We start from the raw sequence: 25,450 nt of genomic DNA, 5'->3' as shown, positions 1-25,450 counted from the left end.
CGCCAAGCCAAAGGCTTTGTGGAGAGGCTTGCGACAATTCGAGAACGGAACCAACGGTCCTTTTCAAGGACCGTTGGTATATCACAGCGATGCGTGCCTCGTGCGCTCCTCGCGGCCGAGGCGCAGCAGGTACTGGCCGTAGCTGGTCTTGGCGAAGAGCTGGCCGCGCGCCATGACCTGCTCGCGGGAGATGAAGCCCTGCAGATAGGCGATCTCCTCCAGGCAGGCCACCTGCATCCCCTGCCGGTGCTGGATCACCCGCACGAACTCGCCCGCCTCCAGAAGGTTGTCGTGCGTGCCGGTGTCCAGCCACGCATAGCCGCGCGACATGCATTCCACCTGCAGCTGCCCGCGCTCCAGATAGGCCTGGTTCACATCCGTGATCTCGAGCTCGCCGCGCGCCGAGGGTTTCACCGCCGCGGCGATGTCCAGCACCTGGTTGTCGTAGAAGTACAGGCCCGTCACCGCCCAGGTCGATTCCGGCACCTTCGGCTTCTCGACCAGCTTCGTCGGCCGCCCCGCCGCATCCAGGTTGACCACGCCGTAGGCTTCCGGATGGTCGACATGATAGGCGAACACCGTCGCGCCCGTCTCGCGCGCGCGGGCCCGCCGCACCAGCTCCTGCAGGCCCGCTCCGAAGAACAGGTTGTCGCCCAGGATCAGCGCGACCGCGTCGCTGCCGACGAACTCGCGGCCGATCAGGAAGGCCTGGGCCAGGCCCTCGGGCTTGGGCTGCAGCGCGTAGGAGAAGCGCACCCCGAACTGCTCGCCCGTGCCGAACAGCCGCTTGTAATTGTCGAGATGCTCGGGGCTCGAGATGATCAGGATGTCGCGGATCCCGGCCAGCATCAGCACCGAGACCGGATAGTAGATCATCGGCTTGTCGTAGACTGGCAGCAGCTGCTTGTTGATCGCCAGCGTCGCCGGATGCAGCCTTGTGCCGGATCCGCCGGCGAGCACGATGCCTTTCATGATGGTCTCCTGGAGGCCGGCGTCACCGGGCCGATCAAGCGATCGAGAATGTCGTCGAGCGCCGCCGGCCAGGGCCGCGGCACGATGCCGAAGTCGCGCGTGAGCGAGGCGGTCGACAGCTCGGAATTGGCCGGGCGCCGGGCAGGGGTCGGAAAGGCCGAACTCGGGATCGGCTCCACCGGCACCGCGCGGGCGCCGCGGGCCTGCGCGCCCGCCATGATGGCCCGGGCGAAGCCGCACCAGGTAGTGGCACCCGCATTGACGCAATGATAGGTGCCGGTCGGCGCCGCCGGATCCTCGGCGAGCCGCAGCGCAATCGTGGCCAGCGCCGCCGCGAGATCGGCGGCGGCGGTCGGGCAGCCCCGCTGGTCGTCCACCACCCTGAGGCCGTCGCGCTCGCCGGCGAGCCGCAGCATCGTCTTGACGAAGTTGCCCCGGTGCGGGCTGACCACCCAGGCGGTGCGCACCACCGCGTGGCGCGGGTTGCCGGTGCGCACCGCCAGCTCGCCGGCCGCCTTGCTGGCCCCGTACACGCTGGTCGGCTGCACCGGCGCCTCGGGCAGGTAGGCGCCCGCGCCGGTCCCGTCGAAGACGTAATCCGTCGAGACCTGCACGAGCGGGATGCCCGCCCGTGCGGTGGCGGCGGCGAGATAAGCCGGGGCCAGCGCGTTGAGGCGCCACGCCGCCCCGATCTCGCTCTCGGCCTTGTCCACTGCCGTGTAGGCGGCGGTGTTGATCACCGCCGCATAGGAGCGCTCGGTAAGCGCGGCCGCAACCGCCGTCTCGTCGGTGATGTCGAGGGCCTCGCGGGCGGGGGCGTGGATCGCCACGTCCGCCGGCCAGGCGTGAAGCTGCAGCTCGGTGCCGACCTGGCCGCCACCGCCCAGAATCAGGATTGCTCGGCTCATGCGCGCCCCGCTCAGCCGGTCAGCCCGAGGCGCTCGCCGGTGTAGCGGCCCTCCCGGATCGGCTGCCACCAATCCTTGTTGTCGAGGTACCACCGCACCGTGTCCTCCAGGGCCTGCTCGAAGCTGCGCGTCGGGCGCCAGCCCAGCTCGCGCTCGGCCTTGCCCGGATCAATGGCGTAGCGCCGGTCATGGCCCGGCCGGTCGGTCACGAAGGTGATCAGCCGCTCGTGCGGGCCGGCCTCCGGCCGCAGCCGGTCGAAGATCGCGCACAGCGTCTTCACCACCTCCAGGTTGCTGCGCACCGCGCGCCCGCCCAGCAGGTAGGTCTCGCCGATCCGGCCCCCCTCCAGCACGGCGACGAGGCCGCGGGCGTGGTCCTCCACATGGATCCAGTCGCGCTCGTTCTGGCCGTCGCCGTAGACCGGCAGCGGCTTGCCCTCGAGCGCGTTGAGGATCATCAGCGGGATCAGCTTCTCGGGGAAGTGGCGCGGCCCGTAATTGTTCGAGCAGTTGGTGACCAGCACCGGCAGGCCGTAGGTCTCGTGCCAGGCCCGCGCCAGGTGGTCGGAGGCGGCCTTCGAGGCCGAGTAGGGCGAGCGCGGATCGTAGCGGCTCTCCTCGGTGAAGAAGCCGCCCGGCGGCAGCGAGCCGTAGACCTCGTCGGTGGAGACGTGCAGGAAGCGGAAGGCCTGCTTCGCCCCGTCCGACAGGCGGGTGGAGTGGGCGCGGGCGGCTTCCAGCATCACCTGGGTGCCGACCACGTTGGTGCGGATGAAGGCGGCCGGCCCGGTGATCGAGCGGTCGACATGGCTCTCGGCCGCCAGATGCATCACCGCCTGCGGCTGGAACTCCTCGAACAGGGCATTCACCCGCTCAGGGTCGCAGATGTCGGCCTCGGCGAAGCGGTGGCGCGGGTCATCCCGCAGCGGCTGCAGCGAGAGGGGGTTGGCCGCATAGGTGAGCGCGTCGAGGGTGAGGACGTCATGGCCGCGCTCCTGGACCAGATGCAGGACCAGGGCCGAGCCGATGAAGCCGCAGCCGCCCGTGACGAGGATGCGCATGACGAGAGGATCTCCGGTGAGGCGTCAGAACAGGGCCGGCAGGTCGGATAGGCGCGGCGCCGCCCGGTCCTTGTCGGACAGGACCGCCGCCTCGGCGGAGACGGGCCAGTCGATGCCGAGGGCGGGATCGTTCCAGAGCAGGTTGCCGTCATGCTCGCGGTTGTAATAGCCGCCGGCGACCTTGTAGGCGACCATGGTGTTCGGCTCCAGCGTGCAGAAGGCATGGCCGAAGCCGATGGGAATGTAGAGCTGGTGGCCGGCCTCGGCATCGAGGCGCACGGCGACGTGGCGGCCATAGCTGGGGGAGGCGCGGCGGAGATCCACGGCGACGTCGAGGATGGCGCCGGCGAGCACGCGCACCAGCTTGGCCTGGGCGTGCGGATGGGTCTGGAAGTGGATGCCGCGCACGGTGCCCGGATGGGCGGAGAAGGACTGGTTGTCCTGGATGAACGGAGCGGTGATGCCGGCCTGGGCCAGGATGTCGGCCCGGAAGGTCTCGGAGAACCAGCCGCGCTCGTCGCCGAACCGCTTCGGGATGACGAGCTTCACCTCCGGGATGGCCTGATCCACGACCTGCATGCGCGACACTCTCCCTCTGCTCGGGCGCCGGCTTCACTCCGCCACATCGACGCCCCGCTAGGCTACGATCATGGCGTCATCGCGTCCGCGAGCGCGGTGATCTTCAAGCACCGGCCGGCCCCGTACGTCCTCTGGATTGGTATGACAAGCTGCCGGTGACTCTCCGGCCGAGGATTTGGCTCCCGTTGTGGCCTGAGAGACCACAGCAATAGAGGCGGGCATTCGAAGTCTATCGTCGATGCCCGCCTGATCTTGGGGTGCGGCGGCCCGATCAGGCGGCCGCGAGGGCCGCCTGGATCGCGTCGAGCGCGGCCTGCGCCGCCGCGCCGTCCGGGCCGCCCGCCTGGGCCATGTCGCGCCGGCCGCCGCCGCCCTTGCCGCCGAGGCGCTCCGATCCCGCGCGCACGAGGGCGACCGCGTCGAAACGGTCGGTGAGATCGTCCGTCACGCCGACGACGAGGCCGGCCTTGCCGTCCTGCGCCACGCCGACGATCGCCACGATCCCTGAGCCGAGGCGCTTCTTCCCCTCATCCGCGAGGCTCTTGAGGTCGCGCATCTCCACGCCTTGCACGGCGCGTGCCATGAGCTTGACGCCCCCGACCTCGCGCACCGGATCCTCGCCGGCGCTGCCGCCGCCCATGGCGAGCTTGCGCCGGGCCTCGGCCAGCTCCCGCTCCAGGCGGCGCCGGTCCTCGATCAGGGCGGCGAGGCGCTCGGGCGCCTCCGCGGGCGGAACCTTCAGGAGGCCCGCCATGGCGGCAAGCCGGCGGCTCTCCTCGGCGAGATGGCGGCGCGCCGCATCCCCGGTCATGGCCTCGATGCGGCGCACGCCGGAGGCGACCGCGCTCTCGCCCACCACCGTGATGACGCCGATCTCCCCCGTGCGCGCCACGTGGGTGCCGCCGCAGAGCTCCACCGAGAAGGCCTTGGGCCGTCCGTCCGCGCTGCTCTCCTCGCCCATCGACACGACCCGCACCTCGTCGCCGTATTTCTCGCCGAACAGGGCGCGGGCGCCGGTCGCGATCGCGTCGTCGACGGCCATCAGCTTCGTCACCACGGGCCCGTTCTGCAGGAGGACGCGGTTGGCCATGTCCTCGACTGCCGCGACCTCGTCGTCGTTCATCGGCTTCGGGTGGCTGAAGTCGAAGCGCAGCCGCTCCGGCGAGACGAGCGAGCCCTTCTGGGCGACGTGGTCGCCGAGGACCTGCCGCAGGGCCTCGTGCAGGAGATGCGTGGCCGAGTGATGGGCGCGGATCGCCGCGCGGCGCTCGTGATCCACCTGCAGCTCGATCGCTTGCCCCGTCGCGAGCCGCCCCTCCTCGACCATGACGTGATGGACGAAGAGGTCGCCGAGCTTCTTCTCGGTGTCGGTGACCCGCACGCGCAGGCCCGGGGCCGTGACGGTGCCGGTATCGCCGACCTGGCCGCCCGATTCGCCGTAGAACGGCGTCTGGCTCACCACGAGGAGGCCCTCCTCGCCGGCCCCGATCGCCTCGACCTCGGCACCGCCCTTTACCAGGGCCGTGACGACACCCTCCGCGGTCTCGGCCTCGTAGCCGAGGAACTCGGTGGCACCGACGCGCTCGCGCAAGGAGAACCAGAGGGTCTCGGTCGCGGCCTCGCCGGAGCCCGCCCAGGCGGCGCGCGCGGCCGCGCGCTGGCGCTCCATGGCCGCCTTGAAGCTCTCCGTGTCGACGCCGATGCCGCGGGACTTGAGCGCGTCCTGCGTGAGGTCGAGGGGGAAACCGTAGGTGTCGTAGAGCGTGAAGGCGGTCTCGCCCGAGAGCTTCTGCCCTGCCGAGAGGTCGCGGGTCTCGGCGTCGAGGATCGAGAGGCCGCGCTCCAGGGTGCGGCGGAAGCGGGTCTCCTCCAGCCGCAGGGTCTCGGTGATCAGCGCCTCGGCCCGCTCCAGCTCCGGATAGGCCTGGCCCATCTCGCGCACCAGCGTGGGCACGAGGCGGTACATCATCGGGTCGCGCGCTCCGAGGAGCTGGGCGTGGCGCATGGCGCGCCGCATGATCCGGCGCAGCACGTAGCCCCTTCCCTCGTTGCCGGGCAGCACGCCGTCGGCGACCAGGAAGGACGAGGCGCGCAGGTGGTCGGCGATGACCCGGTAGGAGGCGGTCTGGGGCCCCTCGGGCGCGCGGCCGACCTGATGAGCCACCGCGTCGATCAGGCTGCGGAACAGGTCGGTGTCGTAGTTGCTCTTCACGCCCTGGAGAATCGCCGCGATACGCTCCAGGCCCATGCCGGTGTCGATCGAGGGCCGCGGCAGGTCGACCCGGTTGCCCGGCTCGATCTGCTCGTACTGCATGAAGACGAGATTCCAGAATTCGAGGAAGCGGTCGCCGTCCTCGTCCGGGCTGCCGGGCGGGCCGCCCCACAGCTCCGGACCCTGGTCGATGAAGATCTCCGAGCAGGGGCCGCAGGGGCCGGTATCGCCCATCTGCCAGAAATTGTCGGAGGTGCCGATGCGGATGATGCGGTCGTCCGAGAAGCCCGCGATCTTGCGCCACAGGGTGGCCGCGTCCTCGTCCTCCGCATAGACCGTGACCAGCAGGCGGTCCTTGTCGAGCCCGAACTCCTTCGTCACGAGGTTCCAGGCAAGCTCGATCGCCAGCGGCTTGAAGTAGTCGCCGAACGAGAAATTGCCGAGCATCTCGAAGAAAGTGTGGTGGCGCGCCGTGTAGCCGACATTGTCGAGGTCGTTGTGCTTGCCGCCCGCCCGGACGCATTTCTGCGCCGTGGTGGCGCGCTGGTAGAGCCGCTTCTCGACGCCGGTGAAGACGTTCTTGAACTGCACCATGCCGGCGTTCGTGAACATCAGGGTGGGGTCGTTGCGCGGCACCAGCGGCGAGGAGGGCACGATCTCGTGGCCGTGCTTGGCGAAGTAGTCGAGGAAGGTCGACCGGATCTCGTTGACGCCGCTCATCGGGTGAAGACTCGTGCGGTTAGGTGACGGGCGAGAAAGGCTCCGCCCGGGAGTGCCGCTCACGGAACGCCCGCCCGGCCGAGCCTTGAGGCGGATTCGGCGTCGGGCGTTGCGTGAGAAGCACGGAAGGGCTCGCGCCCGCTGTCTTAGTCACGCCGCCCCCCCGTGTCGAGGCGGCCGGCGCCCCGATGTCCGCCGGTGCGGCCAAGTTGCCGGTCCTGCTGGGGATTTGCCCACGAGGCCGACCGGCCGGGCGGACCCCGAGGGATGAAACCGGTGGGCTGAGCGCTCCCTCCCGGGGCAGCGAACCCTGATCCTCGTGCTGAGGTGCTGGCGATCGCAGATCGCACTGGCGATCGAAGATCGCACAGGCTGCCTCGAAGTACGCCTGACCGGTGATCCCATCCACCAGAGCCTTGGACCAGCGGTCCGGGGTGCGTGCCGGCTGATGCCGGCCAGAGGGCCGGCTGCCGGTGCGATCTTCGATCGCTGCCACCTCAGCATGAGGAGCGGGGCCGGCTTCCACGCATGTCAGCTTCGATTGAGGCCGATCGACGTCCGGTTCCTCGCCCATTCGGCGTTGCTCGCCGGGCTGACCCAGCGGGGCAGATTGGCCTGGGCCGCCGGCAACCGGGAAACGCAAACCCCGGCCCGGGGCCGGCTGGAACGGGCCTCGAAGCCGATGGGGCGTCAGGCCGAACGGCAACGGCCGCCGCGGGAGACCGCGGCGGCCGTGATCACGCTCCGGTGGGATGCGCGGTGTCAGGCCGCGCCCTCGTCGTAATCCTCCGCGGTCGGAACCGCGTTCTCCAGGATCTTGTCGGCGACGAGGCCCATGTTCTGGCGGATCGCCGCCTCGATGCGGCCGGCGATGTCGGGGTTGTCGCGCAGGAAGCCCTTCGCGTTCTCGCGGCCCTGACCCAGGCGCTGGCTGTCATAGGAGAACCACGCGCCCGACTTCTCGACGATGCCGGCCTTGACGCCGAGATCGATGAGCTCGCCGACCTTCGACACGCCCTCGCCGAACATGATGTCGAACTCGACCTGCTTGAACGGCGGCGCCACCTTGTTCTTGACCACCTTGACCCGCACGCTGTTGCCGATCGGCTCGTCGCGGTCCTTCAGGGTCGAGACGCGGCGGATGTCGAGGCGCACCGAGGCGTAGAACTTGAGCGCGTTGCCGCCCGTGGTGGTCTCGGGGCTGCCGTACATCACGCCGATCTTCATCCGGATCTGGTTGATGAAGATCACCATGCAGTTCGAGCGCGAGATCGAGCCGGTGAGCTTGCGCAGGGCTTGGCTCATCAGGCGAGCCTGAAGGCCGGGCTGCTGGTCGCCCATCTCGCCCTCGATCTCGGCGCGCGGCGTGAGGGCTGCGACCGAATCGACCACGAGCACGTCGATCGCGCCCGAGCGCACCAGCGTGTCGGTGATTTCCAGCGCCTGCTCGCCCGTGTCGGGCTGCGAGATCAGGAGATCGTCGAGGTTCACCCCGAGCTTGCGGGCATAGACCGGATCGAGCGCATGCTCGGCATCCACGAAGGCGCAGACGCCGCCCTTCTTCTGCGCCTCCGCTATCGTGTGGAGCGCCAGCGTCGTCTTGCCCGAGGATTCCGGGCCGTAGATCTCGATCACCCGCCCGCGCGGCAGGCCGCCGACGCCGAGCGCGATGTCGAGCCCGAGCGACCCGGTGGAGATGGTCTCGACCTCCTGCACCTTGTCGCCTTTGCCCAGGCGCATGATCGAGCCCTTGCCGAAGGCGCGCTCGATCTGGGCGAGCGCGGCATCGATCGCCTTCGACTTGTCTTTGTCCATGGTCGGGTTTTCCACCAGTCGCAGCGAGGACTGAGCCATCTGAACGGTCCTTATGGCACGGGGGAGGCGGGATTCTCAATGCGCGCGGCCCTCCGTATGTACTTGTTTTGTTCTCGTCCTGCAAGAGCGCCTGGGGAGAAGTGCGGGATGAGGGACGGTGTGGCGGGCGCGCCGCGTAAGGTTCGGAACCGGGTCCCGGACGAGGGCGTGACGGGGCCCGGCGGGGCCGGATCGCGCGCGATCCGGCCGGTGTCTCGGTCAGCGACAGGGCGGCTGGCCCGGATGACCGCAGGGCCGTCCTCCGCCCCCGGGCGCCGGATGCGGCCCCGGCGCCGGCCGTGGCGCCACCGGCTGCTGGCGCTGCTGCATCATCTGCTGGCGCTGGGCCGCCAGCTGTTGCTGCTGCCGGGCCGCGGCCTGTTGCTGCATCATCTGCTGCTGACGCGCGGCGGCCTGGGCCGCCTGCTGCTGCATCATCTGCTGCCGGTGCGCGGCGGCTTGGGCGGCCAGCTGCTGTTGCCGGGCCGCCGCCTGCACGGCCTGCTGCTGGCGCTGCTGCATCATCATCTGCTGCTGGCGCTGGGCCGCGGCGCGCTGTGCCTGGGCGGCCTGCTCCTGCTGGAGCTGCTGGCGGCGGGCGATCTCCGCCTGCGGATGCGCGGCGGGTGCGGCCGGGGGCCGGGCGAGGGCTGGTCCGGGCGGATTCGGGGGCGGTGCGGCCGGGATGGGCCGGCCCGGACCATGCGGCTGCGCACCCTGCCGCGGGGCGGTCTGAGCCGGTCGAGGCTGGGCCGGGGGAGCGCCCGGCGCCGCCTCGCCCGGGCCGGGGACCGGCCGGATGGCCTGCCGGGCGGGTGAGGGGAGGGGCTGGCCCGCTGCCGGGCCGGGCGCTGCCGTCGACGCGGCCGCGGGACCCTGCGGCCGCAGGGCCGGCTGGGGAGCGGCGGGAGCCGGACGGCCGGCTTGCTGGCCTGGCGGGATCGCGCCGGGGACGGGCAGAGCCTGTCCCGGCGCAGCCGGGCCGTTCGGTCGTCCGGCCTGCTGGGGCACCGGTTGGCCTTGAGGTCCGAATCGGCCCGGCTGCGCGCCGGGAGCCGGACCCGGCACTCTCTGGCCCGTCGCCGGGGACGCCGGGCCGGCGGGCAGGCTCGGGCGAAGGGCAGCCTTCTGGGACACAGAGGGCGGCAGCGCCACCCGGGCCACCGCCGCGCCGATCGCCGCTCCGGCGACGCCCGCCGCGATCGTGCTGCCGGAGAGGCCCGCACGGGCCGGCGCGGCATTGGCGGCGTTGATCCGCTCGATCGCGGCGGCGTCATGGAGATGCTCGTAGATTACATTGCCGGGCGGCGCGGCGACGACCTGCGGCGGGCGGATATAGGCCGGGACCGGCACGAAGGCGGGCACCGGCAGGACGTATTCCTCCACCACGGGCGGAGGCGGCGGCAGATCCGCGATGAAGGCGGGCCGCGGCGGGAGGTAGACCGGGGGCGGCGGCAGGTCGTAGGCCGGATCGTCGAGGACGAGGGCGGGCCGCTCCAGATAGACCACCTCCTCGGGCGGGGGCGGCGGCACGTCGTAGGCGAGGGCGGCGAAATGCGGCGGCGGTTCGGCCGCGGCGGCGAGCTGCCGCAGGCGCCGGCGCGCATCCCAGGCGTGCGGACCCCGCGGATAACGGCCGAGATAGGACCAATAGGCGTCCGGCGTGTCGGCGAGCCGCGAGCGGCGCCAAGTCACCGCCTCGCGCCGCGCCGCGACGATCGCCCGCACGCGGTTGGCGAGCGGGTCCTGCGGGTAGGCGCCGAGGAACTCCTCGTAGCCAGCGAGCGTGTCGCGCGCGATGCAGCGCGCGAAGGCCTCCTGCGGCCCGATCTCGGCGAGCGGCCGCCGGTCCGCGGCCGGGCCGGCCTGCCGGGCGAGGGGAGGCGCGTCCGGCGCCCGCTCGAAGAACACGAACGGCGCCTCGATGCGGGCGCTGTGCCAGGGCAGCTCGGCCCCACCCGTGGTCTCACTCACCCGCAGCCGGACCCGCTCGAAGAGGTCGCCCGGATTCAGGCCGCCCTCGCGCATCATCTCGACGAGCGCGCGCGCATAGGCGCCGTAAGGGCCCGTCTCGTCCGGGCCGACGGTGCCGGGCGCGGCGTTGAAGGCGACGAGCGATCCCGGCTCCGCCTCGCTGAGGGCGAGGCCGCCCGCGAGCGGATCGCCCTCGATCCGGAAGGGCGCCTTGCGGGCGGCATCGAGCACCAGGAACCGCGCCCGGAGCGGCAGCGCCGCGAGGCGCCTGGCATAATCCGAGACCCGCAGGGTCCGCAGCGGTACGTCGGAGGCCGTGGCGATGCGCGCATCCACAGGCGCGAAATAGTTCTCGCCTTCGAGCTGGAGGCCATAGCCCGAGAGATAGACGAAGGCGACGGCCTCGGGCCCGGCCGCGGCGGCCTTGTCGGTGAAGTCCCGCAGGGCCCGGCGCAGGCCGTCCTCGTCGAGATCGCGGGCCCCGACCACATCGAAGCCTGCCGCCTGCAGCGTCTGCGCGACGAGGCCGGCATCGTTGGCCGCCGTGGGCAGCGCGCCTGCCGCGTAGGCGCCGTTGCCGATCACCAGGGCAATCCGCGTCTCGGCCGGCGCCGCAAGGGGGGCGGCGAGCGGCAGCACCACGGCTGCGGCCAGCATCAGCAAGACGATCCGTACGGCCTGCGGCATTCCGCGTCCTCCCTGCGGTGGCGGGCACCTTGTCCGTGCAGTACGGGCGGGCCTGCGTGAACTCCGCCTGAATGGTCGGGCCGGTTCATGTCGCTCCGCCGGCATCCCTCTTGCTGGCGGAGGCCGTCATAGAGAACCCGGATGGCCGACAGGATCCTTCACTTCGTGCTCAGCCTCGCCGTTCTCCTCGGCGTCGCGGTGCTGTTCTCCACCAACTGGCGGGCGATCCGGCCGCGGGTCGTGCTCTCGGCGCTCGCCGTGCAGGTGCTGCTCGGGGCGGCGGTCCTGTTCGTGCCGGCCGGGCGGCGCATCCTCGGCGCCGCCGCGGAGGCGGTCGGCGCGGTGCTGGCCTATGGCGACCGGGGCGCGGCCTTCCTGTTCGGGGGCCTCGTCGAGCCGAAGATGGTCGAGCTGTTCGGCCATGGCGGCTTCGTGCTCGCCTTCCGGGTGCTGCCGCAGATCGTCTACGTCTCGGCGCTGATCGGGGTGCTCTACCATCTCGGCCTCATGCAGGCGCTCGCCCGCGGGATCGGGGCGGCGCTCCGGCGCTTGCTCGGCACCTCGCGGATCGAGACCTTTTCCGCCGTGATCACCATCGCCATCGGTCAGAGCGAGATCGCGGTCGCTCTGCGCCCCTTCCTGCCGCTGCTCACGGGGTCCGAGCTCTTCGCCGTGATGTCGAGCGGCGCGGCCTCCACGGCGGGCTCGATCCTGGCGGGCTACGCGGCTCTCGGCGTGCCGATGGACTATCTCCTCGCCGCCTCCGTGATGGCGATCCCGGGCGGCCTCCTCTACGCCAAGATCCTGGTCCCCTCGACGGAGCCGAGCCGGGTCAAGACGATGCGGGCCGAATTCGGCGAGCGGCGTGCGGTCAACCTCATCGAGGCGGCGGCGGAGGGCACCCAGAAGGGGCTCGCCGTGGCGGTGGCGGTCGGTGCCATGCTGATCGCCTTCGTGGGCCTGATCGCGCTTGCCAACGGCCTCGTCGCCTGGGGCGGGAGGCTCGTCGGAGCGCCGGACGCCTCCATCGACGGGCTCCTCGGCGCCGGCCTCAGCCCGCTCGCCTGGATCCTCGGCGTGCCCTGGGAGCAGGCCGGCACGGTGGGGGCCGCCATCGGCCAGAAGATCGCCTTCAACGAGTTCCTGGCCTACGCGAATCTCTCCCCGGTGCTGAAGAGCGGTGCCCTGGGCGCGCGCACCACGGCGATCCTCTGCTTCGCGCTCTGCGGCTTCGCGAATCTCGCCTCGATCGCGATCCAGCTCGCGAGCTTCGGCAGCCTCGTGCCGGAGCGTCGCTCCGAGGTCGCCGCCTACGGCCTCCGGGCGATCCTGGCGGGCAGCCTGTCGAACTTCACGAGCGCGGCCGTCGCGGGATTATTCATTGGTGAATGAGTTCGCCACCGGCTGCGCCGACCCTGACGGGTGAAATCGGCCGCAAGGCCCCCCAATGGCAGCCGCCCCGCTCCTCATGATGCTGAGGTGCTGGCGATCGCAGATCGCGCAGGCTGCCTCGAAGCACCCCTGACCGGTGCTCCCATCCACCAGAGCCTTGGACCAGCGTTCCAGGGTGCTTCGAGGGCCGGCTCCGCCGGCCACCTCAGCATGAGGAGCGGGGCGGCTTCCACGCACGTCAGTCTCAATTTAGGCCGACGGGCCGCGCGGAAGCCCCTCTCCCGCGCGGCCCGAGACGGTTCCGCCACGCCGTCAAACCGGCGGGTGCAGCCAGAACTGTGCGATCAGGGCGGCGCCCAGGAAGGTCCCGGCATTGGCCATGAACGACACCACCACGATGCGCCAGCCGAGCTGCCGGAAGGCCGGCACGTCCTTGGCGATCGACAGGCCCGCGAAGGCGAGGATCGGCGTCGCCAGGGCCAGGAAGTTGATCTTGCCCGTAAGCGCGGCGACCTCCGCCGAGAACGGCATGCCCGGATAGGTCAGCGCCATCCCGATGAGCGAGGTCCAGACCACGGCGGGCAGCCGGCGGGCGGTCAGGCGGTAGAGGCTCCAGCCGATCACGACGACGCCCACGATGATCGCCGCGCCGAGCAGGACCGCGCCGTCGGGCCGCGTGCCGTAGGTCAGCGCGTTGCCGACGAGGCCGAAGGAAGCGGCGGCGAGCCACGCGAGCAGCAAAGCGCTGGAGCCGAGGGCGGGTGCCTCCTCGGGCAGGCTCGCCGCGGCCGGCGCCGGGGCGGCCTCCGCCCGGCCGCGCCCGCGGCCGAGGATCGGCTCGAGCACGCCATAGGCCCAGACCGTGAAGGGCAGCGACAGGAACAGCGTGAAGTAGGTGCCGATGGTGGTGGTGATGAGGTTGCTCGCGGCCGCGAAGGTCGCGACGTCCTTGGCGACCTCCGGGCTCTGCTGCGCCGCGATGGCGCCGGAGGCCGCCGCCATCATGCTGCCAGAGCCCACCCCGGCGCCCATGGCGAGGGCGAGCGGATTGAACACCCCGAGGCTCGCGATCAGCCCGGCGAGGAGGGCGATGAAGACCGCCCCGAAGACCGTGCCGGTGAGATACTCGGCGAGCACGCCGCGTCCCTCGGGAGAGGCCATGCCGTAGCGCTCGCCGATGATCGCGAGGCTCGGCTCGCGTCCGACCGAGAAGGTGGCGCCGATCGCCTCCCGCTTGATGCCGAGCAGCAGCGCCACCGGCAGGCCGAACACCATCGTGCCGAAGAAGTGGCCGAATTCCTGGAACACCAGCGCCCAGCCGGCGCCCAGGATCTTGGGCAGCGAGCCCCCGACCATCAGCCCGAGCTTGGCGATGAACAGAAGCAGCGCCGGCTGCAGGATCGCCGCGGCCTGATGCTGGAGCGGCGTCGTGACCCGCAGCGGCGCGGGCAGCCGCCCGGCCGCGAGACCGAGGGCGCCGCCCATCAGCAGCGCCCAGAGCAGCGGCAGCAGGATGATCTTGCCGTGCCCGATCGGGATGGCGACGTTGCCGATCAGTTCGGCCAGCACCACCACGACGAGGGCCAGGGCGAACAGCTTCAGGGTGCCCCAGGGCGACGTGCGGCCGGACGTGGCCGGCGGATCGAGGGCCGGTACGGTCTCGCGCGCAAGGGTTCCGCTCATCATCGCAGGGTCTCCGGTTCGGGGTCGCGGCGGAGGCGGGGCCGGACCGGAGGTGCCGCCGCCCCCGGGCCGGTCTTGAGAATCCGGGGCAGGGGGGATCAGGCGCCGACGCCGGGGGCGTAGCCGAACGAGGCGGCGGGCGCCGCGGCGGTCTCGACCCAGACGCTCTTGACCTGCGTGTATTCGTGCAGGGCCTCGACCCCGCTCGAGCGGCCGTAGCCGCTGCGGCCATAGCCGCCGAAGGGCGAGGCGACGTGGATGGTCTTGTAGGCGTTGATCCAGAACGTCCCGGCCCGCACCGCGGCGGCCACCCGGTGGGCACGCCCGACGTCGCGGGTCCAGACCGCGCCCGCGAGGCCGAACTCGGAATCGTTGGCGATCGCCACCGCCTCCGCCTCGGTGTCGAAGGGGATCGCCGTGACGACGGGGCCGAAGATCTCGGTGCGGGCGCAATCCATCGCGTTGGTGGCCTCAGCGAGCACGGTCGGGCGGACGAAATAGCCGCCCTCGCCGGGCGTGCCGTCGCTGCCGGCCGCGAGCCTCGCGCCCTGGTCGAGGCCGCTGCGGATCATCGCCAGCACGTGCCGGTACTGGGCCGCGTTGTTGATCGGGCCGACCTCGGTCTCGGGATCGAGGGGATCGCCGACGCGGATGCGCGCCGCGCCCTCGGCCACCATGGCGACGAACCGGTCATAGACCGGGCGCTCGACGAGGAGACGCGAGCCCGCGACGCAGGACTGGCCGGCGCCCGCGAAGATCGCCGCCTGCGCGCCGAGGCAGGCCCGCTCCAGGTCGGCATCGGCGAACACGATGTTGGCGGACTTGCCGCCGAGTTCGAGCAGGCAGGGCACGAGGCGGCGCGCCGCGGCCTCGGCGATGCGCGCACCCGTCGCCGGCGAGCCGACGAACACCACCTTGGCCACGGCGGGCTCGGCGATCGCCGCCTGGCCGGTGGTGTGGCCGTAGCCGGCGAGCACGTTGACGACGCCCGCCGGCAGGCCCGCCCGCTCGGCCAGGGCCGCCACGGCGAGCGAGGTGAGGGGGGTGAGTTCCGAGGGCTTGAGCAGGACGGCGTTGCCGGCGGCGAGCGCCGGCGCGAGCTGCCAGCCGCAGGTGAAGACCGGGGCGTTCCAGGGCGTGATCTGGAGCACCACCCCCATCGGCTCGCGGCGCGTGTAGTTCAGGTGGCTCGTCGGCACCGGAATCACGTCGCCGTGCAGCTTGTCGGCCCAGCCCGCGTAGTACTCGAACATCTCGGCGACCTTGGTCGCCTCGACGCGGCAGTCGCGCAGGGGCTTGCCGGCGGTCAGGGCCTCCAGGCGCGCGAGCGGCTCGATCTCGGCCCGGATCGCCCGGGCGATCTCCTGCATCACCCGGCCGCGGGCCGCGCCCGTGAGGGCGGCCCAGCGCGCCTGTCCGGCGACCGCCGCCCGGGCGGCCTCGGCGACTCGCGCCGGGCCCGCATCCGGGTAGGCGGCGAGGGTCCGGCCGCTCGCCGGATCGACGAGGGTCACGGTCTCGCCGGTGCCGGGCACGAGGCGCCCGTCGATCCACGAGCCGATGCCCGTCATCTCGGGGAAGAACGGGCGCAGCAGGGCAGCGAGGGCCTGCGGGCGGGTCTCGGGCATGGCGGATCCTCCGGTCAGCGGGCGGAATCGAGCTGAAGCGCGACGATGCGGTTGAAGTCCTCGGCGTCCGGCACCGCCTCGGCGCTGTCGCGCCACAGCCGGGCCACTTCCGCCGAGACCGGCAGATCGAGGCCGAGCGCGCCGATCAGGCTCTCGGCCAGGCGCACGTCCTTGCGCATCAGCTTCATGGTGAAGCCGGAATCGAAGGCGCCGGTCAGCACCCAGGTCGGGAAGTTCACCTGGGTCACGCCGCTGCGGCCCGATCCGGCATTGATCCCGGCCAGGAGCCGCTCGGGGGCGACGCCCGCCTCGCGCGCCATCCGCACCGCCTCGGCGGCGGTGAGGAGATGGGCGGCGCACAGGAGGTTGTTGGCGATCTTGGTGACATGGCCGGCCCCGACCCCGCCGACATGCACGCGGGTCGCGCTCATCGCGGCCAGCACCGGCTCGGCCCGGGCGACCGCCTCGTCGCTGCCGCCGATCACCATGGTGAGGGTCGCCGTATGCGCCCCCTTGGGGCCGCCGCTCACCGGGGCGTCGACGAGGTCGATCCCGGCGGGCGCGAGCGCCGCAGCCACGCGGCGGGTGGTGTCCGGATGGGAGGTCGAGGTGTCGATGACGAGGAGGCCCGGCCGCGCGCCCTTGAGCGGGCCCTCCGGCCCCAGCACCACCGCGTCGACGATCTCGGCGGTGGGCAGCGAGAGCACGACCGCGTCGCAGGAGGCCCAGATCTCGCGGGCCGAGGCGACCACCTCGATGCCCTCGCCCCTCAGGGCGTCGCGGGCCGCCGCCGCCGCATCGGTGCCGAGCACCGCGAAGCCCCGGCGCGCCAGGGAGAGGGCCATGCCGCGCCCCATATTGCCGAGGCCGATGACGCCGATGGTTCGCATGTGGGATCTCCGGCCGCCTGCGGCGCCTCCCGCGCCGCCTTCTCAAGATCCGGAGAGTGCCGTGCAGGTGCGTTGAGCAGAACGACACTGGCAGGTATTTTGCGTTGACTTGCCGGCAACGCACCCGGCGGTCCGAGCCTGCTCGGATGCGGTCACGGGAGGGGACCATTCACAGCCTCGACGAGCGCGGCCTGCGCTATCTCGCCACGGCGGTGAGCTGCGGCTCGGTCCGCGCCGCCGCCGACAAGCTCAACATCAACGCCTCTGCGGTGAGCCGGCAGCTCGCCCAGATGGAGGCGGCGCTCGCCACGCCGCTGGTCGAGCGGCACCGGCGCGGCGTGCGGCCGACGCTCGCGGGTAGCCTGCTCCTCGACTATTACCGGCGGCAGACGTCCGACCGGGACGACACCCTGGCCAAGCTCCTGGAGCTGAAGGATCTGCGGCGCGGGCACATCGACGTGGTGCTCGGCGAGGGCTTCGTCGGCGACCTGATGTCCGGTGTCCTGCAGGGCTTCTGGTCGCGCTATCCCGACCTGACGATGACCCTCGACCTCGCCGCGACCAACGACGTCATCCGGCGGGTGATCGAGGACGAGGCGCATGTCGGCCTCGTGTACAATCCGCCGCCGGAGCCCCGCATCCGCACGCATCTGGCGATGCCGCACCCGATCCGGGTGGTGGTGCGCCCGGATCATCCGCTCGCCGCGAGCCCTGGCCCGCTGAGCCTGCGCGACCTTGCGGGCCACCGCCTCGGCATGATGCATCCGGCCTACGGCATCCGGCAGATCATCGCCGGGGCCGAGCGGACCGAGGGCGTGCGGCTCGGCGCGGCCCTGATCACCAGCTCGATCTCGGTCCTCAAGCAGTTCGTGGCCGCGGCGGACGGCGTCACGCTGCTGCCGGCCTTCTGCGCCGCGCCCGAGATCGCAGCCGGCACCCTGTGCGCTCTGCCCCTTGCGGATCCGGATCTGAACGCCGTCGAGGCCCAGATCGTGACGCGGCTCGGACGCCAGCTTCCGACCGCGGCCGCGCGGTTCCTCCAGCACCTCGCCCGCGCCATGTCCTCGGACCCGCCGGGCGCACGCCTGGGGCGGTGATGCCAACGGCCCAGGCTTCTGCCGCAGCGGGTGCTGACACATCGGGCCGTTGACCCATCTCGAATGGTCGAGGTCGAGCCGGAGGCTTTGTTGAAGAGGCTTGGCGAAAATCCGAGATCGGAACCAACGGTCATTGAAATTGACCGTTGGAATGAGTTCACCACCGGCCTTTGCCGCCCCTGGCGGATGACACCGCGGCTGACTGACCGCCCCTCCCTCCGATGGCACCCTCAACCGTCCTCATGCTGAGGTGCGAGCGTCAGCGAGCCTCGAAGCACGCCTGACCGCTGGTCCGAGGCTCTGGTGGATGGGATGACCGCTCAGGGGTGCTTCGAGGCAGCCTACGGCTGCACCTCAGCATGAGGAGCGGGGCGGCTTCCACCCAGGTCAGGTTCGATTGAGACGGCGGGGATCCGCGGCTCCGGGCTCCGCGGCGGCCGCGCTTAAGGGGCCGGACCCCCGTCCGGCGGCGCGTCGGGCGGAGGCGGGACGTGGTCGGTCCGCCACTGGGTGAACAGGCTCTGGAGAACCGCGACCGTGTCGCGCACGGCCTTGGCCTCGTCCTCGACCGAGACGCCCTCCGAGACGGAGTTGCGGGTGGCGAGCAGCGCGCGTTCCTCGATCTCGGCCAGGCGCTCGGGAAAGTCGGGCCGCTCGGCGAGCAGGCTCAGGCAATCGCCCATGGCGGTGGCGAGGGTCGTGGCGAGGAGCCCCGCGGTGGCGACGTCGCCGACCGAGGCCTCGTAGGGCTCGGGCGCCTCCTCGTCCTCGTCGTCAGCCTCGGCGGCCGCCTGCAAGCCCTCGACCAGGGCCTCGACGAGTTCGACGACCGTATCCTCCGGCAGGGCGAGGCGGACCACCGGCTCGGGCTCTTCGGAGATGAACCCGGCGGCCCCCAGCGTCAGCTGGAGGATGCCGGGTCTGCGCAGGCTCAGGCCCAGCAGGGCGTTGGCATAGAACGTCGGAGCGTCGGACGGCATCCGGGACCTTTCGAGCGGCGGGGTGCGGGCGCGTCAGGCGCCCGCGAGACCCGGACTCTTGTAGGCCGGAAGGTCGATGTCGATCCCGAGCGTCGAGACGCCGCCGCGGCGGTCGAGGTTGACGCGGACCTTCTCGCCGTCCACCGCCATGTGCTTGGCGACGGCGGCCATGATGTCCTCGCGCAGGAGCGCGATCAGGTCGCGCCGCCCGAACAGGGCCCGTTCCTGGGCGAGCAGCGTCTTGAGGCGGTCCCGCGCCGCGGGCGCGGATCCTCTGCGGTTGCGGAAGCCGAGGCGCTTCATGCGGCCCTCCGGGAGAGGAGGCGGTTGAGGAAGGACTTGCGCTCGGTGGGGACGGTCATGGCGACGGTCTCGCCCTTGAGGCGGCGGGCGGCATCCGCATAGGCGCGGGCGGGGGCGCTGGCCGGGTTGTTGAGCGTCACCGGGCTGCCGATGTTGGAGGCCTTGAGCACCTCCTCGCTCTCGGGCACCACGGCCAGGAGCGGGATGGAGAGGATCTCCAGCACGTCGTCGATCTTGAGCATCTCGCCGCGCTCGGCCCGGGCGGGGTCGTAGCGGGTCAGGATCAGGTGCTTGTCCAGGCTCTGGCCGGCCTCGGCCCGGGCGGTCTTGGCGTCGAGCAGGCCGATGATGCGGTCGGAGTCGCGCACCGAGGAGACCTCGGGGTTGGTCACCACCACCGCCACGTCGGCATGGCGCATGGCCAGGGTGGCGCCGCGCTCGATGCCGGCGGGGCTGTCGCAGATCACCCAGTCGAAGCGCTCGCGCAGCTCGCCGATCACGCGCGCCACGCCGGCATCGCTGAGCGCGTCCTTGTCGCGGGTCTGGGAGGCGGGCAGCAGCGACAGGCTGTCCAGGCGCTTGTCGCGGATCAGGGCCTGGGCCAGCTTGGCGTCGCCCTGGACCACGTTGATCAGGTCGTAGACCACCCGCCGCTCGGCCCCCATCACCAGGTCGAGGTTGCGCAGGCCCACGTCGAAATCGACCACGCAGACATTCTGCCCCGCCTGCGCCAGGGCGGCGCCCAGGGCCGCGGTGGTCGTGGTCTTCCCCACCCCGCCCTTGCCCGATGTCACAACCAGAACCTTCGCCATCGCGTTTTCCCCCAGCTTCGTCCTCGTGATGCGGGCTGCCGCGCGTCCGGCTGGCCGCGGCGCCGAGCCTGTGATCGGGTGGCGCCGGCGGCCGGGGCCGCCGGCCCCTGTCAGTCGAGTGCCGCCATGCGGATCGCGTCGCGCTCCAGCCAGACCTGGACCGGCTTGCCGCGCAGGCCCGGATCGGTGGTCTCCGCGGTGCGGAAGAGTCCGTCGATGCCGAGCAGCTCGGGCTGGAACTTGCGGCAGTAGATGCGCGCGCCGCGATTGCCGCCCGCCCCCGCGATGGCCCGGCCGCGCAGTGCCCCGTAGACGTGGATCGACCCGCCCGCGAGGATCTCGGCACCCGAGGAGACCGAGCCCATGACGGTGACGTCCCCGTCCGGGTGGTAGATGGTCTGGCCCGAGCGCAGCGGCGTCTCCAGCACCAGGGAGCTCAGCTTCGGCTTCTCGGGCTCGGGCGGCGGGGCCATCTCGGCGGGCCGGCCGCCGCTCAGGCGCGGCGGCATGGCCGGGGTGGTCCAACCCGGGTCGGCCTTCTCGATGCCCATGATCCGGATGCCGCGCCGGTCGAGCTCGGCGAGGAGACGGGACAGGTCGGGCGTTGCCGCCTCCGCGGGCGCGGTCGCGTCCGGGTCGGCCCCGGTCTCGCCCGCCTGTTCCTCCGGCCCGGCGGCGGAGGGCGCCGGGGCGGGCTGCGCCAGCCCGGCGACGTCCAGAATCACGGGCCGCTCGGCGAACAGCGTGGGCGAGCGCAGGACGAGGGCGTCCAGCTGCGCGAACCAATCGTCGAGGGGTCTCTCGGGTGCGAGGACGAGCGCCCGGAAGGAGCGGCCGCGCAGCGGGAGGGAGGGACGGGTGTGGCTGGTGCTGGTCACGGTGCTTGACGAGTTGTTACCCAACCCCATCAAGCGCGCGTCATGGTTACCGGCTGGTTAACACCTTTCGACCGGAATCACGATTCCGCAGCGATTGTTAACATGCGCTGCATTCGTCCGGTCGGTGGCGGCCACGATCGGTCCGGCCGCTATCCTTTGTTGCGTTCAAGTGACAATCCCCATTTCGCAAGCCGTTCAGCAATCATCCTCATCGCCTTTTAAGGGGAGACATGACAAGGAAGCCCTGCTGCTCCTCGCGGTCCCCGACGCCATGCTGCCCGCCCCCGATTCTGTCCTGCTCCAGTACCGCGAAGTCCGGGCGGTTCTGGTGAGTTCCGGCTTGTTCTTCATCCTGCTGTTCTGCTCAGCTTGGCTGATATCCTGATCTCGCCGGCAAGCTTGACTGACAAAGATCTGGATCAACTCGCTCGTCAAAGCGTTGCCAGGGGATTGCGCCGGCATCGGGCCGGCGCCTCGTGCTGGAGACGATGCGCAGGATGAGGAAGATCGCGACACTTGGTGCCGTCCTGATGCTCATCGCGGGGCCGGTCCTCGCGCAGGGCCGCCCGGCCGGAAGCTCGGCCGGCGCGGCGGGCAATGCGACGGAGAACAACAAGCCGACCTCCGGGACCGCCGGGGGTGGCGCGGGCGGCGCGGGCGGGGGCGGCAAGTAGGCGCCGCCGCAGGACCGAGCCGGCGCTGGCACAGCCATCGCCACGAAAAAGGGCGGCGGGATCGCTCCCGCCGCCCTTCTCTTTGGTCCGATTCGTCGGTCAGGCCTGAGGCTGGGGCTCGTAGCCGCCGTCGCTCTCCCGCGGCCGGCCGCGGCCGGCGGAGGGCACCGGCGAGCCGCGCGCCGGCGTCGGCGGGTAGTCGCCCGTGTCGCGGACCGGCGGCTTGCCGTCGAGAAGGTCGCGGATCTCGTCGCCGCTCAGCGTCTCGTATTCGAGCAGGCCGCGGGCCAGCGCCTCGAGGTCGTCGCGGTGCTCGCTGAGGATGCGGCGGGCATCCTGCAGGCCGGTCTCGACGAGGCGGCGCACCTCGGCGTCGATCTTCTGCGCGGTCGCCTCCGACACGTTCTGCTGCCGGTTGACCTGCATGCCGAGGAAGACCTCGTCGTTGTTCTCGCCATAGGCGACGGTGCCGAGCTCGGGGGAGAAGCCCCAGCGGGTCACCATCATGCGGGCGAGACGGGTCGCCTGCTCGATGTCCGACTGGGCGCCCGAGGTGACCTTGTCATGCCCGAAGATCATCTCCTCGGCGACGCGCCCGCCCATCATGATCGCGAGCCGCGAGGTCATCTGCTCGAAGGACATCGACAGCTTGTCGCGCTCCGGCAGCTGCATGACCATGCCGAGGGCCCGGCCGCGCGGGATGATCGTCGCCTTGTGGACCGGATCGGTGGCGGGCACGTTCAGCGCCACGATGGCATGGCCGCCCTCGTGATAGGCCGTGAGCCGCTTCTCGTCGTCGGTCATGACGAGGGTGCGCCGCTCGGCCCCCATCATCACCTTGTCCTTTGAGTCCTCGAACTCGTGCATGGTGACGATGCGCTTGCCGCGCCGGGCGGCGAGCAGCGCCGCCTCGTTGACGAGGTTCATCAGGTCCGCGCCCGAGAAGCCGGGCGTGCCGCGGGCGATGACCTTGAGGTCGACGTCCGGCGCCAGCGGCACCTTGCGGACATGGACGCGCAGGATGCGCTCGCGCCCGATCACGTCCGGGTTCGGGACGATGATCTGACGGTCGAAGCGGCCCGGGCGCAGCAGCGCCGGGTCGAGCACGTCCGGCCGGTTCGTGGCCGCGATGATGATGATGCCCTCGTTCGCCTCGAAGCCGTCCATCTCCACGAGGAGCTGGTTGAGGGTCTGCTCGCGCTCGTCGTTGCCGCCGCCGAGGCCCGCACCGCGATGGCGGCCGACCGCATCGATTTCGTCGATGAAGATGATGCAGGGGGCGTTCTTCTTCGCCTGATCGAACATGTCGCGCACGCGCGAGGCGCCCACGCCCACGAACATCTCGACGAAGTCGGAGCCCGAGATGGTGAAGAACGGCACGTTCGCCTCGCCCGCGACGGCGCGGGCGATCAGGGTCTTACCCGTGCCGGGCGGGCCGACGAGCAGCACGCCGCGCGGGATGCGCCCGCCGAGCCGCTGGAACTTCTGGGGATCGCGCAGGAACTCGACGATCTCCTGCAGGTCCTCCTTGGCCTCGTCGACGCCCGCCACGTCCTCGAAGGTGACGCGGCCATGCGCCTCGGTGAGGAGCTTCGCCTTCGACTTCCCGAAGCCCATGGCGCGGCCGGCGCCCGACTGCATCTGGCGCGAGAGGAAGATCCAGGCCCCGATGAAGACCAGGATCGGCAGCCAGTTCACGAGGAGCGCGATGAACCACGGGGTGTTGTCCGAGGGCGGCCGGGCCGTGATGGTCACGCCCTTGCTCTGGAGCTTCGATACCAGCGACGGGTCGCTTGGCGCGTAGGTCGTGAACGTGCCGCCGCCCGTATAGGTGCCGCTGACCTCCTGCCCCGAGATCACGACGCTCTGGATGCGGCCCGCATCGGCGTCGTTGAGGAGCTGGCTGTAGGCGATCTCGCTGCCGCCGGAGCGGTGACCCGGATTCTGGAACAGGGTCACGAGCGCGAGCACGAGCAGGAAGATGACCACCCACAGGGCGAAATTGCGGAAGTTGGGGTTCATCGAAAAGGCATTCCCTGTGGAGCGCGGCGCCACGCAGGCGTGCAGGGATGGCTGCCGACACTCGGACCCCAATGTAGGCGCCGCCACCCCCCTTGCCAAGTAAATCGCCCGGGAGGGGCAGAGCCTAACCCGCCCGGCGCGGTGGTTCGGGGCTCAGCGACAGGGATCCGCCGGACAGGTGGAGGAGGGCGCCGCCCAGCGTGCAGCGCAGGCGTCCTCCGGCGGCGATCGCTGGCAGGAGACGCCCGAACAGCACGTCTTCGAGGCGTTCGAGGCGCGCCGGCCGGGCGTTCCCGCCCACCACGGTGGCAATCGCCCGCGCCAGCACGCGCAGGGCCACGGCCTCGGGCAGGACGGCGAGTCCCCTCGCGTCGAGCATCATCCCTCCGGGCCGCGCCCCCGGACGGGCGAGGGCGTCGAGCGCCGCATCGGCGGCAGCGGCGAGCGCCGCCTCGTTTCGCCGCAGGCGCTCGGCGAGACGCGCGAGCCGCGCCGCCGTCAGACCCTCCGCGGCGAGATGCGGCATCACCCGGCGCAGGCGTCCCCGGGCGAAGCGGGCATCGGCGTTGCCGGGATCGACCACGAAGGGCCAGCCTTCCGCCGCGCAGGTCGCCACGAGGCGCGCCTTCGGCAGGTCGAGGAAGGGCCGCACGAGGGCAAGGCCGCCGAGGTGCCGCACGGGCTCGATCCCTCCGAGCCCCGCCGGGCCCGAGCCGGCGCAGAGCCGCATCAGCACGGTCTCGGCCTGATCGTCGAGGGTGTGGGCGGTGAGGAGGGCGGCCGCGCCCTGCTCCCGGGCGAGGTCGAGGAGCAGCCGGTAGCGGGCCGCGCGGGCCGCCTCCTGCAGGCGGGTGCGGGGTTTGGGGCCGGTCCAGGCGAGGATGCGGTGCGGCAGGCCGAGGCGCCCGGCAAGCCGTGCTACGGCCTCGGCCTCGGCGGCGGCCTCGGGCCGCAGGCCATGATCGACGGTCGCCACCATCACCGGCACAAGAGGTGGAAGCCGCGCCGCGCCGCCCATCAGGGCCGTCGAATCCGGTCCGCCCGACACGGCCAGCACCACGCCGCCCGCGGCTCCGGGGCCGAGCCACCGGTCGAGCCGGCGCGCGAACTCCTCCCGGTCGAGCGGCCGGGCCGCCTCCGTCACGCGGCGCAGCGCGCCCGCTTCTGCTCGCGGTCGACGCCCTGCTTCACGGCGGCGGAGGCCTGCGGGAACTTACGCTCCAGCTCGGCGAGGGTCGCGCAGGCCTGCTCGCGGGCGCCAAGCGCGTTGAGGGAGGCGCCGAGCTTCAGCATGGCCTCGGGCGCCTTGCGGGAGCGGGCATAGTCGGTCGAGACCTTCAGGAACTGCTCGGCGGCCTCGCGGGTGCGGTTGCGCTGCAGGTAGGTCTCGCCGAGCCAGTAGGTGGCGTCCGGCACCAGCGCGTCGCGCGGATGCGACTGGATGAACTGGCGCAGGCTCATCTCGGCCTGCTCGTACTGGCGCTGCAGCACGTACGCATAGGCCATCTCGTAATCTGCCTTCGCGTCGCCGGTTCCGGTGGCCGCCACGCTCTCGCGCGGGCGGACCGGGCCTGAGGGCGCGCGGCTCGGCGGCGTGATGTCGACGGGCTCGCCGTAGGGCGGCACCGTCTCCTCCAGCGCGGCGGTGGGGGGCGCCAGGGTCGCGGTGGTGTTCGGGGTCGCAGGAGCCGCCGCGACCGCCCGCGCCGTGGAGGGCGTCGTGGCGCCGAGCGGCTGCGGCGCCCCGGGAGCGCCGGGCGACTGGCTCGGATCGAAGGCGTCGCTGCGCTTCGCGGGCTTGGAAGCGGCCGCGGGCGGCGAGGGGCGGGCGCCCTTGCCCTCCTGGAAGCGGTACTCGACGTCCTCCTGGAACTTGCGCAGCTGCTCCTTCAGCTGCCGGTTCTCGTACTGGAGGGTCTCGATCTGGCCCGCCATCTGGCGGGACTGGTTCTCCAGGCGGTTGAGCCGCACGACGAGGTCGGCGGCGTCCTGCGCCCTCCCGGGCAGCGTCGTGGCGAGAAGGAGACCGGAGACGAGAATCAGGCGGCGGAGCATGGCGGCACGTTGGGCAGGCGCAGCGGGACGCCGCGATAGCAGATCAGCCCCGTCGCGGCAAAAATGGGG

The 25,450-nt window shown here is 71.8% G+C and carries 20 protein-coding genes; 3 read left to right on the top strand and 17 right to left on the bottom strand.

The genetic code is table 11. The features are described 5' to 3' along the window. Positions 1 to 81: 81 nt before the first annotated feature. The 7 genes from rfbA to MNOD_RS26030 form a co-directional block, all read right to left on the bottom strand. Positions 82 to 972 (bottom strand): glucose-1-phosphate thymidylyltransferase RfbA, encoded by an 891-nt coding sequence (gene rfbA, locus MNOD_RS26065; RefSeq protein ID WP_015931959.1) that lies wholly within the window; start codon positions 970 to 972, stop codon positions 82 to 84. After that, the gene (gene rfbD, locus MNOD_RS26060) at positions 969 to 1,880 is read right to left on the bottom strand and encodes a dTDP-4-dehydrorhamnose reductase (protein ID WP_015931958.1); all 912 of its coding nucleotides are present in this window, start codon (positions 1,878 to 1,880) and stop codon (positions 969 to 971) included. Before rfbD ends, rfbA begins: the two co-directional genes overlap by 4 nt. 11 nt (positions 1,881 to 1,891) lie before the next feature. Further along, positions 1,892 to 2,941, bottom strand: coding sequence for a dTDP-glucose 4,6-dehydratase (rfbB, locus tag MNOD_RS26055; RefSeq protein ID WP_015931957.1), 1,050 nt, complete (start codon positions 2,939 to 2,941; stop codon positions 1,892 to 1,894). Between the two features lie 24 nt (positions 2,942 to 2,965). Beyond that, positions 2,966 to 3,520, bottom strand: a complete 555-nt coding sequence (rfbC, locus tag MNOD_RS26050) for a dTDP-4-dehydrorhamnose 3,5-epimerase (RefSeq protein ID WP_015931956.1) — start codon at positions 3,518 to 3,520, stop codon at positions 2,966 to 2,968. Between the two features lie 271 nt (positions 3,521 to 3,791). Continuing rightward, positions 3,792 to 6,452 (bottom strand): alanine--tRNA ligase, encoded by a 2,661-nt coding sequence (gene alaS, locus MNOD_RS26045; RefSeq protein ID WP_015931955.1) that lies wholly within the window; start codon positions 6,450 to 6,452, stop codon positions 3,792 to 3,794. A 762-nt stretch (positions 6,453 to 7,214) separates the two neighbouring features. Then, positions 7,215 to 8,306 (bottom strand): recombinase RecA, encoded by a 1,092-nt coding sequence (gene recA / locus MNOD_RS26035; protein WP_015931953.1) that lies wholly within the window; start codon positions 8,304 to 8,306, stop codon positions 7,215 to 7,217. A gap of 219 nt (positions 8,307 to 8,525) precedes the next feature. Further along, positions 8,526 to 10,967 carry a caspase family protein gene (locus tag MNOD_RS26030; RefSeq protein ID WP_015931952.1) on the bottom strand — a complete coding sequence of 814 codons (2,442 nt, stop codon included), beginning with the start codon at positions 10,965 to 10,967 and terminating at the stop codon, positions 8,526 to 8,528. 141 nt (positions 10,968 to 11,108) lie between these two features. Here MNOD_RS26030 and MNOD_RS26025 point away from each other — a divergent pair, with 141 nt between their 5' ends. Further along, entirely contained in the window at positions 11,109 to 12,359 is a 1,251-nt protein-coding gene (locus MNOD_RS26025) for a NupC/NupG family nucleoside CNT transporter (protein ID WP_015931951.1), read from the top strand. A 312-nt stretch (positions 12,360 to 12,671) separates the two neighbouring features. On the opposite strand, the gene MNOD_RS26020 is transcribed toward MNOD_RS26025, so the two are convergent. From MNOD_RS26020 to MNOD_RS26010, 3 genes are all read right to left on the bottom strand, one after another. Further along, positions 12,672 to 14,045, bottom strand: a complete 1,374-nt coding sequence (locus tag MNOD_RS26020) for a DUF3100 domain-containing protein (RefSeq protein ID WP_015931950.1) — start codon at positions 14,043 to 14,045, stop codon at positions 12,672 to 12,674. A 95-nt stretch (positions 14,046 to 14,140) separates the two neighbouring features. Next, a complete protein-coding gene (locus MNOD_RS26015) occupies positions 14,141 to 15,670 on the bottom strand; it encodes an aldehyde dehydrogenase family protein (RefSeq protein ID WP_015931949.1) in 1,530 nt (509 codons plus the stop codon). A 14-nt stretch (positions 15,671 to 15,684) separates the two neighbouring features. Continuing rightward, on the bottom strand, positions 15,685 to 16,560 hold the full coding sequence (locus MNOD_RS26010; protein WP_015931948.1) for an NAD(P)-dependent oxidoreductase: 876 nt from the start codon (positions 16,558 to 16,560) through the stop codon (positions 15,685 to 15,687). Between the two features lie 146 nt (positions 16,561 to 16,706). Between MNOD_RS26010 and MNOD_RS26005 the strand changes: the two genes are divergently transcribed. Continuing rightward, positions 16,707 to 17,657 carry a LysR family transcriptional regulator gene (locus tag MNOD_RS26005; RefSeq protein ID WP_015931947.1) on the top strand — a complete coding sequence of 317 codons (951 nt, stop codon included), beginning with the start codon at positions 16,707 to 16,709 and terminating at the stop codon, positions 17,655 to 17,657. A 443-nt stretch (positions 17,658 to 18,100) separates the two neighbouring features. On the opposite strand, the gene MNOD_RS26000 is transcribed toward MNOD_RS26005, so the two are convergent. From MNOD_RS26000 to minC, 4 genes are all read right to left on the bottom strand, one after another. After that, positions 18,101 to 18,637, bottom strand: coding sequence for a hypothetical protein (locus MNOD_RS26000; protein ID WP_015931946.1), 537 nt, complete (start codon positions 18,635 to 18,637; stop codon positions 18,101 to 18,103). A gap of 33 nt (positions 18,638 to 18,670) precedes the next feature. Continuing rightward, positions 18,671 to 18,940 carry a cell division topological specificity factor MinE gene (minE, locus tag MNOD_RS25995; RefSeq protein ID WP_015931945.1) on the bottom strand — a complete coding sequence of 90 codons (270 nt, stop codon included), beginning with the start codon at positions 18,938 to 18,940 and terminating at the stop codon, positions 18,671 to 18,673. Further along, positions 18,937 to 19,752 carry a septum site-determining protein MinD gene (minD, locus tag MNOD_RS25990; RefSeq protein WP_015929508.1) on the bottom strand — a complete coding sequence of 272 codons (816 nt, stop codon included), beginning with the start codon at positions 19,750 to 19,752 and terminating at the stop codon, positions 18,937 to 18,939. The genes minE and minD overlap by 4 nt, the downstream gene beginning before the upstream one ends. A 110-nt stretch (positions 19,753 to 19,862) precedes the next feature. Further along, positions 19,863 to 20,630 (bottom strand): septum site-determining protein MinC, encoded by a 768-nt coding sequence (gene minC, locus MNOD_RS25985; protein WP_043749433.1) that lies wholly within the window; start codon positions 20,628 to 20,630, stop codon positions 19,863 to 19,865. Positions 20,631 to 21,127: 497 nt separating this feature from the next. Between minC and MNOD_RS48260 the strand changes: the two genes are divergently transcribed. After that, the gene (locus MNOD_RS48260; protein ID WP_015931943.1) at positions 21,128 to 21,304 is read left to right on the top strand and encodes a hypothetical protein; all 177 of its coding nucleotides are present in this window, start codon (positions 21,128 to 21,130) and stop codon (positions 21,302 to 21,304) included. A gap of 99 nt (positions 21,305 to 21,403) precedes the next feature. Here the strand turns inward: MNOD_RS48260 and ftsH are convergent, their stop codons facing one another. The 3 genes from ftsH to ybgF form a co-directional block, all read right to left on the bottom strand. Continuing rightward, a complete protein-coding gene (gene ftsH, locus MNOD_RS25980; protein WP_015931942.1) occupies positions 21,404 to 23,326 on the bottom strand; it encodes an ATP-dependent zinc metalloprotease FtsH in 1,923 nt (640 codons plus the stop codon). A gap of 124 nt (positions 23,327 to 23,450) precedes the next feature. Further along, positions 23,451 to 24,470 (bottom strand): tRNA lysidine(34) synthetase TilS, encoded by a 1,020-nt coding sequence (gene tilS, locus MNOD_RS25975; RefSeq protein WP_015931941.1) that lies wholly within the window; start codon positions 24,468 to 24,470, stop codon positions 23,451 to 23,453. Further along, a complete protein-coding gene (ybgF, locus tag MNOD_RS25970; protein ID WP_015931940.1) occupies positions 24,467 to 25,381 on the bottom strand; it encodes a tol-pal system protein YbgF in 915 nt (304 codons plus the stop codon). The genes tilS and ybgF overlap by 4 nt, the downstream gene beginning before the upstream one ends. Between the last annotated feature and the right edge of the window lie 69 nt (positions 25,382 to 25,450).

This window comes from Methylobacterium nodulans ORS 2060 (assembly GCF_000022085.1).
In the GTDB taxonomy this organism is placed as follows: Bacteria; Pseudomonadota; Alphaproteobacteria; order Rhizobiales; family Beijerinckiaceae; genus Methylobacterium; species Methylobacterium nodulans.
The sequence above is the reverse complement of the archived record's forward strand: the minus strand, read 5'-3'. Positions and strand labels throughout refer to the sequence as shown.